The following is a 15,734-nucleotide window of genomic DNA, read 5'->3' as shown; positions in this document are numbered from 1 at the left end:
GCCCAATCCGCACTTAAATGGAATTGAGCAGCAGCAAGATTCGAGGGTGCATCATGGCCGCAAATTCCCATCGCGTCGTCATCGTCGGCGCCGGCTTCGGCGGCCTGGAGGCGACCTACCGGCTTGCTGGCGCGCCGGTCGAGATCACGCTGATCGACCGCCGCAACCATCATCTGTTCCAGCCACTGCTCTATCAGGTCGCGACCGCCTCCCTCGCCACCAGCGAGATCGCCTGGCCAATTCGCCATCTCATGCGCGATCGCCGCGAAGTGACGACGCTGTTTGCCACCGTGAGCGGCGTCGACACGACGCGTCGCTGCGTGCTGATCGACGACGGCAGCGAGGTGCCCTACGACACCCTTGTGCTCGCCACCGGCGCGCGGCACGCCTATTTCGGCCACGACGAATGGGAGCAGTTCGCACCCGGCCTGAAAACGCTCGAGGATGCGACCACGTTGCGCCGGCACATCCTGGTGGCGTTCGAACGTGCCGAGCGCGAGACCGATCCGGCGAGGCGCGCGGCGCGGCTGACCTTCGTCATCGTCGGGGCCGGCCCGACCGGCGTCGAGCTCGCCGGCACCATCGCCGAGATGGCGCATCACACCCTGCCCGAAGATTTCCGCAACATCGACACGCACAAGGCGCGCGTCGTGCTGATCGAGGCGGGCCCGCGCGTGCTCGCAGGATTTCCCGACGAGCTCTCTGCCTACGCCCAGGCGTCGCTGGAGAAGATCGGCGTCGAGGTCGTGCTCGGCCAGGCCGTCACCGAGATCAATCGCGAGGGCGTCGTATTCGGTGGCAAGCTGCTCGAGGCGAAGACCAGAATCTGGGCCGCCGGCGTGCGCGCTTCGCCCGCGGCCGAATGGCTGGGCGCCCCCAGCGACCGCGCCGGGCGCGTGCAGGTCGAAGCCGACCTCACCATTCCCGGCCATCCCGAGATCTTTGCGATCGGCGACACCGTCAGCATCAACGCTTGGGACGGCAAGCCGGTGCCCGGCATCGCGCCGGCCGCCAAGCAGCAGGGCCGCCATGTCGCCGAGACCATCAAGGAACGCCTGCGTGGTGCTGCGACGGGCCCGTTCCGCTACAAGCATGCCGGCAGTCTTGCGCAGATCGGCAAGCGGCTGGCGGTGATTGATTTCGGCCGCATCAAACTGCGCGGCACCATCGCATGGTGGATCTGGGGCATCGCCCATATCTATTTCCTGATCGGCCTGCGCCACCGCCTCAGCGTCGCGCTGAGCTGGCTCTGGATCTACGCGCGAGATCAACGGGCCGCGCGGCTGATCACGCAGGGGAGCAGCAAGGTGGTGTAGGTTTTTTCCTTCTCCCCTTGGGGGAGAAGGTGGCATAGGCGGCTTTCGACCGCCGTTCTTAGAGAACGCCGAAGCGAAGCTTCGGCTACGGCGCCGGGATAAGGGGTTCTCTCCACTCGCAATACCATTCGTGAGGAGAGAGACCCCTCACCCGGCTTCGCTATCGCGAAGCCACCCTCTCCCACAAGGGGCGAGGGTGCAGCGGCGCTCGCGGCAACAGCTCGTCCTACTTCACCAGCTCGCACCCACCGTCCGCCAACGGGCGGAACGCCTGGTCGGCCGGAATGGTCGAGACCAATTTGTAATAGTCGTAAGGATATTTCGACTCCTCCGGCTTCTTCACCTCGAACAGGTACATGGGGTGCACGACGCGGCCGTCCTGGCGGATCGCGGTGTCGCCGAAGAGCTTGTCCTTGCCCCTGAACTTCTTCATCTCAGGCACGACGTTCTTGGCATTGTCGCTGCCGGTGGCGGCGACCGCATTGAGATAGGCGAGCGTGGAGGCATAGACGCCGGCCTGGTTGCCGCTCGGCATCTTGCCGTTCATGCCGGGACGCGCGGCAAAGCGCTTTGCGAACGCCCGGGTGTCGTCGTTCATGTCCCAGTAGAAAGCTTCCATGAGCTGGAGCCCTTGCGCGACCTTGATGCCCATGCCGTGGATGTCGTTGATGAAGAGCAGGAAGGCGACGAGCTTCTGGCCGCTTTGCTGGATGCCGAACTCGGCCGCCTGCTTCACCGCGTTGATAGTATCGCCGCCGGCATTGGCGAGCCCGATCACCTGCGCCTTGGAGCTCTGCGCCTGCAACAGGAAGGACGCGAAATCAGAGGTGCCGAGCGGATGCTTGGACGAACCGAGCACCTTGCCGCCATGTGCCTCGATATATTTCTGCGCTTCCGCCTCGATGCCCTTGCCGAGGGCATAGTCGACCGTGAGGAAATACCAGTCCTTGCCGCCGCGCGACATCATAGCGGCCGCCGTGGTGTTGCCGGTCGCCCAGGCGTCGTTGACCCATTGGATGGTGTTGGGCGAGCAGGCCTTGCCGGTGAGATCCGAGCTTGCGGTCGAGGACGCCAGGAAGGTCATGCGGCTGTCGCGCAGCAGGGCATTAATGGAGAGGCCGACCGCCGAGTTCGGCACGTCGACGATGGCATCGACGCCTTCGACATCGAGCCATTTGCGGGCGATGGCGTTGCCGACGTCGGCCTTGTTCTGGTGATCGGCGTAGACGATCTCGACCTTGATGCCCTTGCCGCCGCCATTGAAATCCTCAGCGGCCATGCGCGCGGCCTCGACCGAGCCCATGCCGTTGGTGTCCTGGAAGATGCCGGAGATGTCGTTGAGCACGCCGATGCGCACGACATTGTCCGACATCTCGGCGTTCGCCGCGCCGTTTACCAGGCTCGCAGCCAGCACGAGCGTCCACTTCAGACGTTTCATCATTCCCTCCCTGTTTGATCGATTGCCGCACCGGTCGATGCCGGCGCGTTCGAGAAAAATCAGACCTGCCGTTCGGGCAGTCTCAGCACGAGCCCATCGAGGGCGGACGTGATCTTGATCTGGCAGGAGAGCCGGCTGTTCGGCAGCCGCTCGCTCGCGGTACCGTCGAGCAGCGCATCCTCGTCATCGGCCACGTCAGGCAAGCGCGCGAGCCAGCTGTCATCGACATAGACGTGACACGTGGCGCACATGGCGTTGCCGCCGCATTCAGCCAGGATACCGTCAAGGCCGTGGCGAGTCGCGGCCTGCATGGCGCTCTCGCCGTCGCCGGTCTCGACGCGGTCGCTCCTGCCGTCAGGATGAATGAAGGTGATGGCGGGCATGAAACTCCTCGTCAGGCCGGGGTGATGGTGACAGGCAGGCTGTCGAGCCCGCGCAGCGTGTTGTTGAAGCGGCGCTTCGGCTCGCCCGTGATCTCGATCTTTGCGATGCGCCGGGCCAGCGCCGTCAGCATCACCTCGCCTTCGAGACGGGCGACGAGCTGACCGACGCACATGTGGATGCCGGAGCCGAAGCCGACATGGCCGGAGGTGCGGCGGGTGATGTCGTAGCTGTCGGGCTTGTCCCAGCGGCGGGGATCGCGATTGGCTGCGGCGAGGAACATCAGCACCTTCTCGCCCTCGCCGATCTGCGCGCCCGACAACTCGACCACGCGCGTCGTGGTGCGGAAGAAGGTCTGCACCGGACTTTCGAAGCGCACGGCCTCCTCGAAGGCTCCACGGGCGAGCGCGAGATCATCGCGCAGGCGCTGCCATTGATCCGGGAAGCGAGCCAAGCAATAGACCGCCGCCCCGATGCCGTTGACGGTGGTGTCGAGACCGGCCGACAGCAGCGAGCGCACCAGCAGCGGTGCCTCGGTGGCTGTGATGGCGCCCTCGTCGACCTGCGCATGAATGCAGGCCCCAAAGCCGCCGGGCGCCAGATTGTCGCGCTGACACTGCTCGGCGACATAGGCCTGGTGCGGCGCCGAGCGTTCGATCGCCTCCTGGCGCAACTGGTTGGGCGGACCGAACGCGTTGAACACCACGCTCGCATAGGGAATCAGGTGCTCGCGCCCCTCCGGTTTCAGGCCGAGCGCATCCGGGAAGATCGAAAGTGGATAAGCTTCCGCAAGATCCGCGATCGCATCGAAATTGCGCTTCTCCAGCAAAGCGTCGACTCTCGCCTCAGCCGCCGCGGCAAAGCGATCCCGGACCTGCTTCATCACGGTCGGCGACAACACCTTCGACAGCACGGCGCGGGTGCGGGTGTGCGCGGGCGGATCGGCCTCGAGGATCAGGCTCGGCGGACGCCACGGAGTCTCCTTCTTGAAGTCGGATAGGCCGACGCCGCGGCTTGAGCAGAAGGTGGCGGGATCGTTCAGAACGGCATGGACCTCAGCGTAGCGCGCGACGGCGTACACGTTCCATTTGTCGAGATAGACCACGGGGCCCGCCTCCCGCAGCAACTCATGCGTGGGATACGGATCGGCGAAAAAATTCAAGTCGAAGGGGTCGACGTCGAGATGCGGAATGCCTGATCCAGCAGGGCCGGACGCGGTCATGGAAGACCTCCCTCATTTTGATCTTGTGAAAGGGCGGCGCATGCCATTAGGTCAGCGGGCCCGCCGCGAGTCAGAAACCCGATATGCCGCCGTCTTCGACCAGAGCCCGCCAAAAGCCTGCGCCCACGGATGTGGGGCCGACGCTCGATCTCGACCGCTACGTCCCGGCGTTCATCACCTTCATCGCCAACAAGCTTTCGAACAGCGCGACCGCGTTCTATCAGAAGCAGTTCGGCGTGAACGTCACGGAATGGCGGATCATGTCGCTGCTGGCGATCGAGCCCGGCATTCCGGCCTCGCGAATCTGCCACGTCATCGGCTTCGACAAGGGGCCGGTGAGCCGGACGCTGGCCGGGCTGGAAAAACGTGGGCTGATCTCGATCCGGACCGATCCGAACGACGGTCGCACCCATTCGATCTCGCTGACGGCGAGAGGCCGGGCCACCCACGACAAGGTGATCGTCGCTGCGTTCGAACGTGAGCGGCGCCTGTTGTCCTGCCTCAGCAAGGACGAGCGCGAGGTGCTGATCGATCTGCTGCGCCGGCTGCACGAAAATCTCGGCGCGGTGACCGGCGGCACCGAGGTCTGACAGGACCCGCAACGGGCCCCATCTTCCGTCATCCCCAGGCATGCGCCCGCGTTTGCCGACGGCACCACTTCTGCCGTGCATTGTTTCCTCCGGAATTGGACGCAGCGGTTCGCCCGCCGTCGTGCTCGTCTGGAACGGTTCGCACAAATTAGTTGCTTAAGCAACAAAAGAATCGGCAGAATATTGCGGCAAGGTTGCTGGCCTGTCTTTGCGCGCCTTCGCGCCCGCTCTCGTGTCCCGGACGCGGCGCGGCATGAAATCACGCGCCGCGGAGACCCAGATCAGCAACCTGCGTGAAGATTGGCCGCCGCTCAGCAGCGCATCGCTTGCGTGCTGCGCTGCGTATGCGCGGCAACAGCATGCTAGCCGACGCAACCGATCCACTCGCCCGACGCATCATCATTCAGCCGCGCCACTGCATCGGCACGGCGCGTCAACACGGCGCGCTGGTTGATGTAGCCCTTGTCGGTGATCTCGCCGCCGTCAACGGAAGCGGGCTCGGCGAGCAGCAGCGCACGCGTGGCGTGGCCGGAGGAGTTGCCGCTCTGCCGTTTCAGCCTCGCCAGACCCTGCGCGATCGCGGCCCTGACCAGGTCATGCGCCAGCACCTCGTTCACGGCCGCCGCCTCGGGCAGCCCGGCATGGGCGCGGCAGGCCGCGATGTTCGGAAACACCAGGAAGCGCACCTCGTCGCCGCCATGACCGGTGACAACGATGTCCTGCGCGAGCGGCGCCAGCGCGGCGATGCCGGCGACGCGCAGCGTGCCGACGCTGACCCAGGTGCCGGAGTTGAGCTTGAAGTCTTCCGCGACTCGGCCGTCGAAGAACAGGCCACGCTCGGGCCTGCTCGCATCGGCAAGTTTCACGGCATCTCCGATCAGATAAAAGCCCTCGTCGTCGAACGCTTGCCTCGTCAGTTCCGGCGCTTTCCAATAGCCCGGCGTGACGTTGGGCCCGCGCACCCGCACCTCCAGCTTGTCGCCGGAGGTGACCAGCTTCAGCTCGGTGCCGGGAATCGGCACGCCGATGTTGCCGGAGCGTTCGGCAAGAAAATGACAGTCGGTGGCGAGCGGCGAGGTCTCGGTCGAGCCCCAGGCCGACACCATCGGCAGCGCACGGCCGACGGTCTCGATGGAAAGCTGCCCCAGAGCATCCCAGAGATTCTGCGGCAGCGCGGCGCCGGCATAGAATGCGAATTTCACCTCGCCGAAGAAGCGGCGACGCAATTCCTCGTCGCTTCGCAGCGCCGCGATCAGCATATCGAAGCCGCGCGGCACGTTGAAATAGACCGTCGGCATCACGCTCTTCAGATTGGCGAGTGACGCCGCGAACAGGCCGGGAGCAGGCTTGCCGCCGTCGATATAGAGCGAGCCGCCATTGCGCAGCACGAGATTGAAATTGTGGTTGGCGCCGAAGGTGTGACTCCAGGGCAGCCAGTCGAGGATGACGAGATTGCCGCGGCTCTCTTCGAGGAAGGTCCAGGTCTGCGCCTTCGCCTGCTGGCTGGAGGTCAGCATGCGCTGGGTATTAATGACCGCCTTGGGTGTGCCGGTCGAACCCGAGGTGAACAGGAACTTCGCGGTCGTGTCCGGCGTCACCGCGGCAAAGGCTTTTGCGACCTCGGACGTCTCCGGCGTTTCCACAATGGTGCGGAAGGACAGCGCATCAGCGTCCTTGTCATGGCCGCTGATGATCTGGGCCGTGTGCAGCAGCCTGATTGCGGCCAGCGCCGCTGCGAAAGGCTTCGTCGCGGAAACGTAGATCGCGCCCGGCTCGAGCAGTGCGATCATGCTCTTGAGCTTGTCGAAGTCTTTCGACATCAGCGAATAGGCGGGCGAGATCGCGGCCGAGGGAACGCCCACATGCTGGGCGGCAAGCGCGAGCAACGCGTGGTCGATGCTATTGTCGGAGAGGATCACGAGCGGGCGTTCGGCGCTGAGGCCCTGCGCCAGTATCCACGACGCCGCCGCGCGCACCTTCCGCAACGCCTGGGCATAAGTGACGGTGGTCCAGGGCGCTTCGACATTGCCGCGCTCGGCGAGGAAGATCGCATCCGGCGTTTGCCGCGCCCATTGCTCCAGCCAGTCGCCGATGCAACGGGCGCTCGCGCGCAGTGGCTCGGGCGAACGCAGCACGATGCTGCCGTCGGCGCGATGCTCTGCAACGGTCCTTGGTGTTGCGAACAGGCCTGCAACGTCACCATTTGGGGCGACTGTCATGTGTGCTTCCTCCTCCGCCCGGATTTGGACCCGGTCGCAGCCTCGTTCCGGGCCGCTTTCCACAATGTTGGGCACGGCAATTGTTGTCGTCAACAACAATCTTTCTCTCGGGCCCGCGAGGCGTTAGGATCGCGCGACAGGAGACACCGACGTGACAGCCAGCGCACCCCGCGCCGACACCCGCCTCTCCCCACGCAAGAGCACCGGCAACGGGACGGCACCTTCCGGTGTCGCCGACGGCGTCGGCCTCGACGCGCTGGCCGGCCACGCCGGCTATGCGGTGCGGCGCTTCCAGATCTGGATCTTCCAGGACTTCATCAAGACGCTCGGCGAGGTGGACATCCGGCCGACGCAGTATTCGGTGCTGACGGTGATCGGCGCCAATCCGGGCCTGTCCCAGATGGCGGTGGCAAAGCGTCTCGGCATCGAGCGCGCCCGACTGGTGCATCTGCTCGACAGCCTCGAACGGCGCAGGCTGGTGAAGCGAATCAAGTCGAAGACGGACCGGCGCTCCCACGCCTTGCACCTCACCGTGCAGGGCGAGACCGCGCTGGCGAAGTTCAAGCGGCTCGCGGCCGAGCACGAGCGGCACGTCGAGGCGAAGATCGGCAAGGAGAACCGGGCGCACCTGCTCCGGATCCTCGCCGGCTTCACCTGATCTTCGCTGCCCATAATCTAGGCAAATGCCCGAGACAAGGCGTTTGCATCGCGGGCCGATCAATCCGCCAAATGTCGCCCAAGCCTCTGATCTCACGATAACATCTGGAACGCACGCTCTGCCCGGATAATGTACACAATGGCACATCGCTTGCTTCACTCGGACGAAGACAGAGATTGCCGGAGTTATGTCGCCATGGGGGCTGAACAGCCAGAAACGATCGCCGCGATTGTGGCCGCGCACCGCGCGGGCACGCTGACGCCGGCCGAGACGGTCGCGCGGACCTATCGGCGCATCCGCGACCACAATGATCCCGCGGTGTTCATCAGCCTCCGTGACGAAAAGGACGCGATCGCCGAGGCCGAACGTCTTGCGACGAAAGACGCCACCGGCCTGCCGCTCTACGGCGTGCCGGTCGCGGTGAAGGACAATATCGACGCATTGGGCTTTCCGACCACAGCCGCGTGCCCGGCTTTCTCTTACATGCCGGCCCACGACTCGACCGCCGTGAGGCGCCTGCGCGCCGCCGGCGCCATCATCATCGGCAAGACCAATCTCGACCAGTTCGCGACCGGCCTCGTCGGTGTCCGTTCGCCCTATGGCATCCCCAGGAATTCGATTCGCGATGATCTCATTCCCGGCGGCTCGAGCTCGGGCTCGGCGACCGCGGTCGGCGCCGGTCTCGTACCGCTGTCGCTCGGCACCGACACCGCCGGCTCCGGCCGCGTGCCGGCGATGCTCAACAACGTCGTCGGGCTGAAGCCGAGCCTCGGCATGATCTCGACCGCTGGCCTCGTCCCGGCCTGCCGCACGCTGGATTGCATCTCGATATTCACCTTGACGGTCGACGACGCTGCCCTCGCACTCTCGGTGATGGCCGGGCCAGACCCGGCCGATCCGTTTTCGCGCGACCGGCCATTTGGTGCGATTACGCCGTTGCCGGCAAACTTGCGCCTGGGCGTGCCGCGCAAGGGGCAACTGATTTTCTTCGGCGACAAGAAAGCGGAAGCCGCTTACGGCGATGCATTGGAGCGATGGACTGCGCTTGGCGCTATATTGGTCGAGTTCGACCTCGAGCCGTTCTACGAGACGGCACGGCTGCTGTATGAGGGTCCCTGGGTCGCCGAGCGATATCTCGTGATCAAGGATCTGCTCGCCTCCGCGCCTGACTCGATCCATCCCGTGACGCGCGAGATCACCGCCGCCGGCGCGCGGCTGACCGCGGCGGAGACCTTCTCTGCGCTCTATCGCCTGCAAGGGCTGCGCAAGACCGCCGAGCGCACGTTCGCCACTATCGACGCGCTGGTGCTGCCGACGGCACCGACGGCCTATACGACCGCACAGGTGCTCGCCAACCCGATCGAGCTCAACAGCCGGCTCGGCACCTACACCAATTTCGTCAACCTGCTCGACCTCTGCGGCCTCGCCGTGCCGGCTTCGATTCGCAGCGACGGCATTCCGTTCGGCATCACGCTGCTCGCGCCCGCGGGACGCGATGCGCAGCTCGCCAGCATCGGCCGCGTCTTCCATGCAGATACCAAGCTCACCGTCGGCGCAAAGGGGGTGGCGCAAGCACCACTCGCAGTGCTTGCCACCACCACCAGCGACGAGATCCCGATCGCGGTGGTCGGTGCGCATCTGTCCGGCATGGCGCTGAACGGCGAATTGACGGCGCTGAACGGACGCCTGATCGAGGCAACCAGGACCGCGCCCGACTACAGGCTCTACGCGCTCGAAACCACGCCGCCAAAGCCCGGCATGCTGCGCGTCGCAGCCGGCAAGGGAGCCGCCATCGAGCTGGAGATCTGGTCGCTGTCGCCGTCCGCCTTCGGCAGATTCGTCAACGCCATTCCCGCACCGATGGCGATCGGCACCGTGCGCCTTGCGGACGGCCGCAGCGTGAAGGGGTTTCTCGTCGAGCCGGAAGTGCTGGGCGATGCCCGCGATATCACCGCCTATGGCGGCTGGCGCGCTTACATGGCGGATGCCGCGACGGCGTAGACGGCAGTTGCGATCTCACGCCGATTTGCGCCAGGCGGCTTCGTTCTTCTTCTCGTAATCATCGAACGCCTTGACGAGGCCGGACAGCACCTCGGCCGAGGTTTCGAACATGGCGGTGAGCTGCGGCTCGTCGACCTTGCGGATGTCTTCGCGCAGATGCGCCACCGTCTCCTGGAGACGCTGCTTCATCTTCTGGGTGTGACGGCGGGGATCTTTCTCGGAGGACGCCATGGTGTTTCTCCTCATCGAATGGATGGGAGAAACGATCGTGGTAGAGCCGGGTTCCCGACGGGAGACGCCGTTCCTTCACCTCGCGGTGAGCGCACCAACCAGCTCGCGAGATGATGAACTACACCGACACCGCGTAAATCTCGTACTCGCCGCGCACCAGCTCGATATGCGCGCGCATCGCCGCTGCCGCACCTTGCTTGTCGCCGCGCATGATGGCGACGACGACGCGGTCGTGCTCGGCTTGCGACTTGGCGAGGCGGCCGAGATTGCGGAACTGGGCGCGGCGGAACGGCTGGACGCGGACGCGGGTGGCGAGCGTGATCTCGGCGATGTAGCCGTTCTGCGAACCGGCATAGATCGCGTTGTGGAAGCGCTCGTTGACCTCGTGGAAGCGCTCGGGATTGCCGGTGTAGCTCAGCACCCGCAGTTCTTCGTGGATGGCCTCCAGGCCGTGGCGCTCGGCCGCCGACATGCGTTCGGCGGCAAGGCCTGCGCACAAGGCCTCAAGCTCCGCCATCGCCTCGAACATGCCTGTCAGCCGCTCGATAGATGGCTGCGCCACCACCGCGCCACGATGGGCACGCGCTTCGACGAGCCCGCTCGCTGCCAGCTGGCGCAGCGCCTCACGCACCGGCGTACGCGAGACGCTGAAGCGCCGTGCGATATCGGTCTCGTCCAGTGGGGCGCCTGGTGCCAGCGTTCCCCGCACGATTTCGTCGGCGAGTTGAAGCCGCAGTTCCTCGGCACGCGTGACCTTCTGCAGCGACGGAAGTGCCCGGTCGAGGCGGGGCACCACCGGCTCGGCCGGCAATGTCCCGGGCGGAAGATCGTCAAGCGTCATTCGGTCAGGTCTCTTTCGGCTCGTCGATGATGCTGACATGAGCCGCAACGACGCGCCAGCCCTCCGGGAAGCGAATCCACGTCTGCATCTGCCGGCCGACCTTGCCGGGCGCCGTGTCGCGATAGAACAAGGTGGAGGCAACGGCCGTGTCGCGGCCGTAGCTGGTGATCACCGTCTTTGCCGTGCGCCGGTTCAGCCCGACCGGCGAGCGGGCGGCGCGGAAGCCCGAGATGGCCTCATAGCCATAGAGGTTCTCGCCGATGCCGTAGCGCAGGGTGCGCGGGTCGTTGCGGAAAATTTCGCCGAGCACGGCGACGTCGTTGGTGACGAGCGCCTGCTCATATCGATCGAACGCGGCTTTGACTTCCGCTATCACCTCAGGGAGATCGATCTCCATGTCACAATCCTCTTGGGGACGGCGCAGCAACGACGCCCATCTTCTCCAATGCGTGCGCGACGCGCAGCGCGATGTCCTCGCGCCAGGGCGCGGCGATGATCTGGACGCCGATCGGCAAGGGCTCGAGCGGCACCGGAACTGCGACCACGGGCAGGCCGATGAACGATATCGGCTGGGTGTGGATGCCGATATTGGCGCGCACCGGCAACTCGACGCCGTCGAGATTGAAATTCACCTGGCCTAGCTTTGGCGCGGTGCAGGGCGTCGCCGGCGCAAGCAGCACGTCGACGGATTTGAAGATCTCGGCGAGCTGGGCGCGATACCAGCGGCGGAACTTTTGCGCGCGATCGACCAGCGGCGCCGGCACCATGGCGCCCGCGATCAGCCGGTCACGCACCGCCGGATCGAAGTCGTTCGGGCGCTTGCGCAGGCGATCGAGGTGCAGCGAAGCGCCTTCGGTGGTGGTGATGACGTAGGCGGCAGCGCGTGCGCGCGAAGCCTCGGGCACCTCGACCACCTGCGTTGCGCCAAGCGCCTTGGCAACGCGGCTGACGGCTTCGACCGCTTCCGGAAACACGTTCTTCTGGAAGTGACCGCCGGCAATGGCGATGCGCAGATCCGAGACCGGATTGGCGAGCAGCGGCAGCGTCGGTTCCAGCCCACGCGTCGTGCAGGCGGCATCGTCGGCATCTGGCCCCTGCATCACGTCATAGGCGAGCGCGAGATCGGTGACGGAGCGCGCGAACGGACCGAGATGATCGAGACTCGCCACGAACGGGAACGAACGCGCCCGCGACAGCCGGCCATAGGTGGGCTTCAGGCCAAAGATGCCGCAGAACGAGGACGGTACGCGGATCGAGCCGTTGGTATCCGAGCCCAGCGCGATCGGCACCAGCGCGCCGCCCACAGCGCTGCCCGAGCCGCCTGACGAGCCGCCGGTCATGCGCGTCGTGTCATGCGGATTGCGCGACGGGCCGTCGTGGACGTTCTCGCCGGTGAAGTCGTAGGCGTATTCGCCCATGTTGAGCGCACCGACCAGCACGGCGCCGGCCGCTTCCATCCGCTCGATCAGCGCCGCATCGCGCTTGGCGGGTGCGAGGTCGCGGTTGATCCTCGAGCCCGCACGCGTGGGCAGGCCCGCGACGTCGAACAGGTTCTTCACCGCAAAGGGCACGCCGGCGAGCGGGCCGACGGTCTTGCCCGCGGCGACGTCCGCATCGATCGCGCGCGCCTTTGCACGGGCACGTTCGGCGGTGACGTCGGTGAAGGAATTGATGATGCCGTCATGCTGCTTGATGCGCGCAAGCGCGGCATCGGTGGCAGCTAGCGCGGACAATTGGCCGCCCGCCACCGCTTTCGCGATCTCGGCGGCAGTCATCTCTGGCTTTGCGGTCATGGCGGCGTCAGGCCGTAAAGACGGGCGCCGGCTCGGTCTCGTCCGGCAGCGCGAATTCGTCGACGAGACGGGCAAGCCGCAGCGAGACTTCGAGGTTGGCGCGCACCGCGGGCTTCCAGGCCTCCTCGACCGGCAGCGCCAGCGCTTTCGATACGGCGTCGATATAGTCGTCCAGGGGTTCGGCCATCACGCTCTCAGACAATCAGTGCACTCTTAGTGTACCTGCAGCGGCGGATGCGGAATCGCCGTCAGCAGCTCCTTGGTGTAGTCGTCCTTGGGATCGCTGAGCACCTGCTCGGACGAACCTTCCTCGACGATTCGACCCGTCCGCATCACAATGACACGATCGCACAACAAGCGCACCACATTCAAATCATGCGAGACGAACAGATAACTCATACCTAGCCGCGCCTTGAGGTCCTGCAGCAGATTGAGGACCACGGCCTGCACCGAGACGTCGAGGGCCGCCGTCGGCTCATCGAGGATGACGAGCTTCGGATGCAGAGCGATGGCCCGGGCAATGCCGACGCGGGCCTTCTGGCCGCCGGACAATTGGTGCGGGAAGCGGTCGAGCAGGTTGTGCGGCAGGCCGACCATGGTGGCCAGTTCCTCGCAGCGGGCGCGGAGCGCGTCGCGTCCCTTGACGTCGCCGAGCTGCATGATGGGGTCGGCGATGGCGCGCGCGGCGGTGAAGCGCGGGTTGAGGCTGTCGGTCGGATCCTGGAACACCATCTGGATGCGGCTGCGCTGCGGCAGGCGGGCGAAGGAGGCAGGCGGCATGGCGCCGATGTCCTCGCCGTCGAACTGGATCAGGCCGGAGGTCTGATCCAGCAACCGCATCACCATCATCGACGTCGTCGATTTGCCGCAGCCGGACTCGCCGACGAGGCCGACGCTCTCGCCATGGCCGATCGAGAAGCTGATGCCGTCGACGGCCCGGAACACGTCGGGCTCCACCGGCGGCTTGCGGCCGAACAGCTTGCCGAGCACGGCGGTGGCGCCCTGGCGGGGATATTCCTTGACCAGCTTGTCCACGAGGAGAAGGGGTTGTGATGTCTCGTCACCCCCGGACTTGCCCTGGGGGGCCATCGAGGGAGAGGCATCTTGCGAAGCGGGATGGATGGCCGGGTCAAGACCCGCCATGACGGTAGCGCCTTCTTCCTCCGGCAGCAGATCGCGCAAGTTCACCCCGAGCCGCGGCGTCGCGCGCATCAGCTTCTTGGTGTAGGGGTGCTGCGGATTGGCGAAGATGTCGGCAGCGCTGGCGGTTTCGACCACGCGGCCTTTCTCCATGACGACCACGCGGTCGCAATAGGCGGCAGCCAGGCCCAGATCATGCGTGATCAGGATGGTCGACATCGCGCGCCGCCTGGTCAGCTCGACGATCAGATCCATCACCGCCTTCTGGGTGGTGACGTCGAGGCCGGTGGTCGGCTCGTCCGCGATCAGGAGCTGCGGATTGCAGGCGAGCGCGAGCGCGATGACGACGCGCTGGCACATGCCGCCCGACAGTTCGAACGGATAGGCGTGGTAGCGCTCGCGCGGGCGGGCGATCTTGACCTGCTCCAGCGCCTCGATCGCCTTCTCGCCGTGATCGGCCACCTGGGCCTGCTGCACATGGGTGCGCAGCACGTCCTCGATCTGGTCGCCGACTTTCCGGATCGGGTTCAGCGCCGCGCGCGGGTTCTGGAAGATCATCGAGACTTCGCGGCCGCGCAAATCGCGCATCTGGTCTTCGCTCGCGGCCTTGACGTCGATGCCGGAGAACATCACCGAGCCCTCGGCGATCCGCCCGGCGCGGTCGAGGATGCGCATCACCGCGTAGGACGTCACCGACTTGCCGGAGCCGGACTCGCCGACGATAGCGAGCGTCTCGCCCTTGGCGACGGAGATGCTGACGTGCTGCACGGCTTTGACGATGCCGCGGCGGGTGGAAAATTCGACGGTGAGGTCCTGGACGTCGAGCAGGGGCTGGGCGGTCATGAACGGCCCCCGTCACCCAAAAAGTGCGAAAACAACCCCATGCACAGTAGAACGACGTTGAAATCGTTGGGGAATTTTCGACGGAAATTCGCCATCACGTCCTCCGCTGCGGGTCGACGATGTCGCGCAGGCCGTCGCCGAGGAGGTTGAAGCAGAACACGGCGATCATCAGGGCGAGGCCCGGGAATAGCGCGATCCACCATTCCCCTGACACCATGAAGCCGGCGCCTTCCGCGACCATGATGCCCCATTCGGCAGTGGGCGGGCGAACGCCGAGGCCGATGAAGGACAGGCCCGCGGCATTGAGGATGGCATAGCCCATGGTCAGCGACATCTGCACGATCATGATCGGCATGATGTTCGGCAGGATGTGCACCAGGAGGATACGGAATTCGCCGTTGCCCGACAGGCGGGCCGCCTGCACGAAACCGGCGTTGCGGCGCACATTCGCCTCCGCACGCGCGACGCGGGCATAGAGCGGGAAGTTCACGATCGCGGTGGCGAGGATGATGTTCTGCACGGTGTTGCCGAGCGCCGCGACGATGCCCATCGCCAGCACGAACAGCGGGAAAGCCATGATGGTGTCGGCGATGCGGCCGACGATGCGATCGGTCCAGCCGCCGAAATAGCCGGCGGCGATTCCGGCAAGCCCGCCCATCAGGAACACCAGCGCGACCGACGCAACCGCGATGAAGACGTCGAGCCGGGTTGCGACGATGACGCGGCTGAAGATGTCGCGCCCGAGCTGGTCGGTGCCGAACCAGTGCGCCGCCGACGGCGGCTTCAGCGCAGCGGCGGTGTCGGAGGCGAGCGGATCGTACGGCACCACATAGGGGCCGAAGATCGCGGCGGCGAGGATCAGGATCAGCAGCGCGAAGGCAAAGCCCGTAACCTTGTTCTCGCCGAGAACGTAGCGGGTCTGCTCGAGGATCGCGACCAGGCCGGACGTGCGCGCGGGACCGACCGGCTCCGCAGCAGGCGCAACGGTGCTCATGGGACCACCCGGATGTTGTTTGACCGAACCAGCAAGCCGTGGGGGTGCCTTACCTCTCCCGCTTGCG

The 15,734-nt window shown here is 65.7% G+C and carries 15 protein-coding genes; 4 read left to right on the top strand and 11 right to left on the bottom strand.

The window, feature by feature from the left end; translation table 11 throughout:
- The first annotated feature begins 53 nt into the window (after positions 1-53).
- Positions 54-1,316: an NAD(P)/FAD-dependent oxidoreductase gene (locus tag ACYCVF_RS19155; protein WP_459598891.1), complete on the top strand. Its 1,263-nt coding sequence runs from the start codon at positions 54-56 to the stop codon at positions 1,314-1,316.
- A 226-nt stretch (positions 1,317-1,542) separates the two neighbouring features.
- On the opposite strand, the gene ACYCVF_RS19150 is transcribed toward ACYCVF_RS19155, so the two are convergent.
- Genes ACYCVF_RS19150 through ACYCVF_RS19140 form a run of 3 tightly spaced genes read right to left on the bottom strand, consistent with a single transcriptional unit; the run spans position 1,543 to position 4,357 of the window.
- The gene (locus ACYCVF_RS19150) at positions 1,543-2,754 is read right to left on the bottom strand and encodes an ABC transporter substrate-binding protein (protein WP_459598889.1); all 1,212 of its coding nucleotides are present in this window, start codon (positions 2,752-2,754) and stop codon (positions 1,543-1,545) included.
- Between the two features lie 59 nt (positions 2,755-2,813).
- The gene (locus ACYCVF_RS19145; RefSeq protein ID WP_459598887.1) at positions 2,814-3,137 is read right to left on the bottom strand and encodes a 2Fe-2S iron-sulfur cluster-binding protein; all 324 of its coding nucleotides are present in this window, start codon (positions 3,135-3,137) and stop codon (positions 2,814-2,816) included.
- A gap of 11 nt (positions 3,138-3,148) precedes the next feature.
- Positions 3,149-4,357, bottom strand: coding sequence for a cytochrome P450 (locus ACYCVF_RS19140; RefSeq protein WP_459598885.1), 1,209 nt, complete (start codon positions 4,355-4,357; stop codon positions 3,149-3,151).
- Positions 4,358-4,440: 83 nt separating this feature from the next.
- Between ACYCVF_RS19140 and ACYCVF_RS19135 the strand changes: the two genes are divergently transcribed.
- On the top strand, positions 4,441-4,947 hold the full coding sequence (locus ACYCVF_RS19135) for a MarR family winged helix-turn-helix transcriptional regulator (RefSeq protein ID WP_061021456.1): 507 nt from the start codon (positions 4,441-4,443) through the stop codon (positions 4,945-4,947).
- A gap of 362 nt (positions 4,948-5,309) precedes the next feature.
- On the opposite strand, the gene ACYCVF_RS19130 is transcribed toward ACYCVF_RS19135, so the two are convergent.
- Positions 5,310-7,166 carry a feruloyl-CoA synthase gene (locus tag ACYCVF_RS19130; RefSeq protein ID WP_459598883.1) on the bottom strand — a complete coding sequence of 619 codons (1,857 nt, stop codon included), beginning with the start codon at positions 7,164-7,166 and terminating at the stop codon, positions 5,310-5,312.
- Between the two features lie 151 nt (positions 7,167-7,317).
- On the opposite strand from ACYCVF_RS19130, the gene ACYCVF_RS19125 reads away from it, so the two are divergent.
- The gene (locus tag ACYCVF_RS19125) at positions 7,318-7,824 is read left to right on the top strand and encodes a MarR family winged helix-turn-helix transcriptional regulator (protein ID WP_459598881.1); all 507 of its coding nucleotides are present in this window, start codon (positions 7,318-7,320) and stop codon (positions 7,822-7,824) included.
- 195 nt (positions 7,825-8,019) lie between these two features.
- The gene (atzF, locus tag ACYCVF_RS19120) at positions 8,020-9,825 is read left to right on the top strand and encodes an allophanate hydrolase (RefSeq protein ID WP_459606591.1); all 1,806 of its coding nucleotides are present in this window, start codon (positions 8,020-8,022) and stop codon (positions 9,823-9,825) included.
- Between the two features lie 15 nt (positions 9,826-9,840).
- Here atzF and ACYCVF_RS19115 read toward each other — a convergent pair whose 3' ends face one another.
- The 7 genes from ACYCVF_RS19115 to ACYCVF_RS19085 form a co-directional block, all read right to left on the bottom strand.
- Positions 9,841-10,056: a hypothetical protein gene (locus ACYCVF_RS19115; protein WP_459598877.1), complete on the bottom strand. Its 216-nt coding sequence runs from the start codon at positions 10,054-10,056 to the stop codon at positions 9,841-9,843.
- Positions 10,057-10,174: 118 nt separating this feature from the next.
- The gene (locus ACYCVF_RS19110) at positions 10,175-10,897 is read right to left on the bottom strand and encodes a GntR family transcriptional regulator (RefSeq protein ID WP_459598875.1); all 723 of its coding nucleotides are present in this window, start codon (positions 10,895-10,897) and stop codon (positions 10,175-10,177) included.
- 4 nt (positions 10,898-10,901) lie between these two features.
- Entirely contained in the window at positions 10,902-11,294 is a 393-nt protein-coding gene (gene hpxZ, locus ACYCVF_RS19105; RefSeq protein WP_459598873.1) for an oxalurate catabolism protein HpxZ, read from the bottom strand.
- Between the two features lies 1 nt (position 11,295).
- Positions 11,296-12,690 (bottom strand): AtzE family amidohydrolase, encoded by a 1,395-nt coding sequence (locus ACYCVF_RS19100; protein WP_459598871.1) that lies wholly within the window; start codon positions 12,688-12,690, stop codon positions 11,296-11,298.
- A gap of 7 nt (positions 12,691-12,697) precedes the next feature.
- Positions 12,698-12,877, bottom strand: a complete 180-nt coding sequence (locus ACYCVF_RS19095) for a DUF4089 domain-containing protein (protein ID WP_459598869.1) — start codon at positions 12,875-12,877, stop codon at positions 12,698-12,700.
- 26 nt (positions 12,878-12,903) lie between these two features.
- A complete protein-coding gene (locus ACYCVF_RS19090) occupies positions 12,904-14,673 on the bottom strand; it encodes a dipeptide ABC transporter ATP-binding protein (protein ID WP_459598867.1) in 1,770 nt (589 codons plus the stop codon).
- A gap of 94 nt (positions 14,674-14,767) precedes the next feature.
- Positions 14,768-15,667 (bottom strand): ABC transporter permease, encoded by a 900-nt coding sequence (locus ACYCVF_RS19085; protein WP_459598865.1) that lies wholly within the window; start codon positions 15,665-15,667, stop codon positions 14,768-14,770.
- Positions 15,668-15,734 lie beyond the last annotated feature (67 nt).

This window comes from Bradyrhizobium cedriense (assembly GCF_054602315.1).
The sequence above is the reverse complement of the archived record's forward strand: the minus strand, read 5'-3'. Positions and strand labels throughout refer to the sequence as shown.

What these genes read in the sequence shown, in the direction of transcription:
- ACYCVF_RS19155 (WP_459598891.1), top strand. Translation starts at nt 54, where the DNA reads ATGGCCGCAAATTCCCATCGCGTCGTCATCGTCGGCGCCGGCTTCGGC.
- ACYCVF_RS19150 (WP_459598889.1), bottom strand. Translation starts at nt 2,754, where the DNA reads ATGAAACGTCTGAAGTGGACGCTCGTGCTGGCTGCGAGCCTGGTAAAC.
- ACYCVF_RS19145 (WP_459598887.1), bottom strand. Translation starts at nt 3,137, where the DNA reads ATGCCCGCCATCACCTTCATTCATCCTGACGGCAGGAGCGACCGCGTC.
- ACYCVF_RS19140 (WP_459598885.1), bottom strand. Translation starts at nt 4,357, where the DNA reads ATGACCGCGTCCGGCCCTGCTGGATCAGGCATTCCGCATCTCGACGTC.
- ACYCVF_RS19135 (WP_061021456.1), top strand. Translation starts at nt 4,441, where the DNA reads ATGCCGCCGTCTTCGACCAGAGCCCGCCAAAAGCCTGCGCCCACGGAT.
- ACYCVF_RS19130 (WP_459598883.1), bottom strand. Translation starts at nt 7,166, where the DNA reads ATGACAGTCGCCCCAAATGGTGACGTTGCAGGCCTGTTCGCAACACCA.
- atzF (WP_459606591.1), top strand. Translation starts at nt 8,020, where the DNA reads ATGGGGGCTGAACAGCCAGAAACGATCGCCGCGATTGTGGCCGCGCAC.
- ACYCVF_RS19115 (WP_459598877.1), bottom strand. Translation starts at nt 10,056, where the DNA reads ATGGCGTCCTCCGAGAAAGATCCCCGCCGTCACACCCAGAAGATGAAG.
- ACYCVF_RS19110 (WP_459598875.1), bottom strand. Translation starts at nt 10,897, where the DNA reads ATGACGCTTGACGATCTTCCGCCCGGGACATTGCCGGCCGAGCCGGTG.
- hpxZ (WP_459598873.1), bottom strand. Translation starts at nt 11,294, where the DNA reads ATGGAGATCGATCTCCCTGAGGTGATAGCGGAAGTCAAAGCCGCGTTC.
- ACYCVF_RS19100 (WP_459598871.1), bottom strand. Translation starts at nt 12,690, where the DNA reads ATGACCGCAAAGCCAGAGATGACTGCCGCCGAGATCGCGAAAGCGGTG.
- ACYCVF_RS19095 (WP_459598869.1), bottom strand. Translation starts at nt 12,877, where the DNA reads ATGGCCGAACCCCTGGACGACTATATCGACGCCGTATCGAAAGCGCTG.
- ACYCVF_RS19090 (WP_459598867.1), bottom strand. Translation starts at nt 14,673, where the DNA reads ATGACCGCCCAGCCCCTGCTCGACGTCCAGGACCTCACCGTCGAATTT.
- ACYCVF_RS19085 (WP_459598865.1), bottom strand. Translation starts at nt 15,667, where the DNA reads ATGAGCACCGTTGCGCCTGCTGCGGAGCCGGTCGGTCCCGCGCGCACG.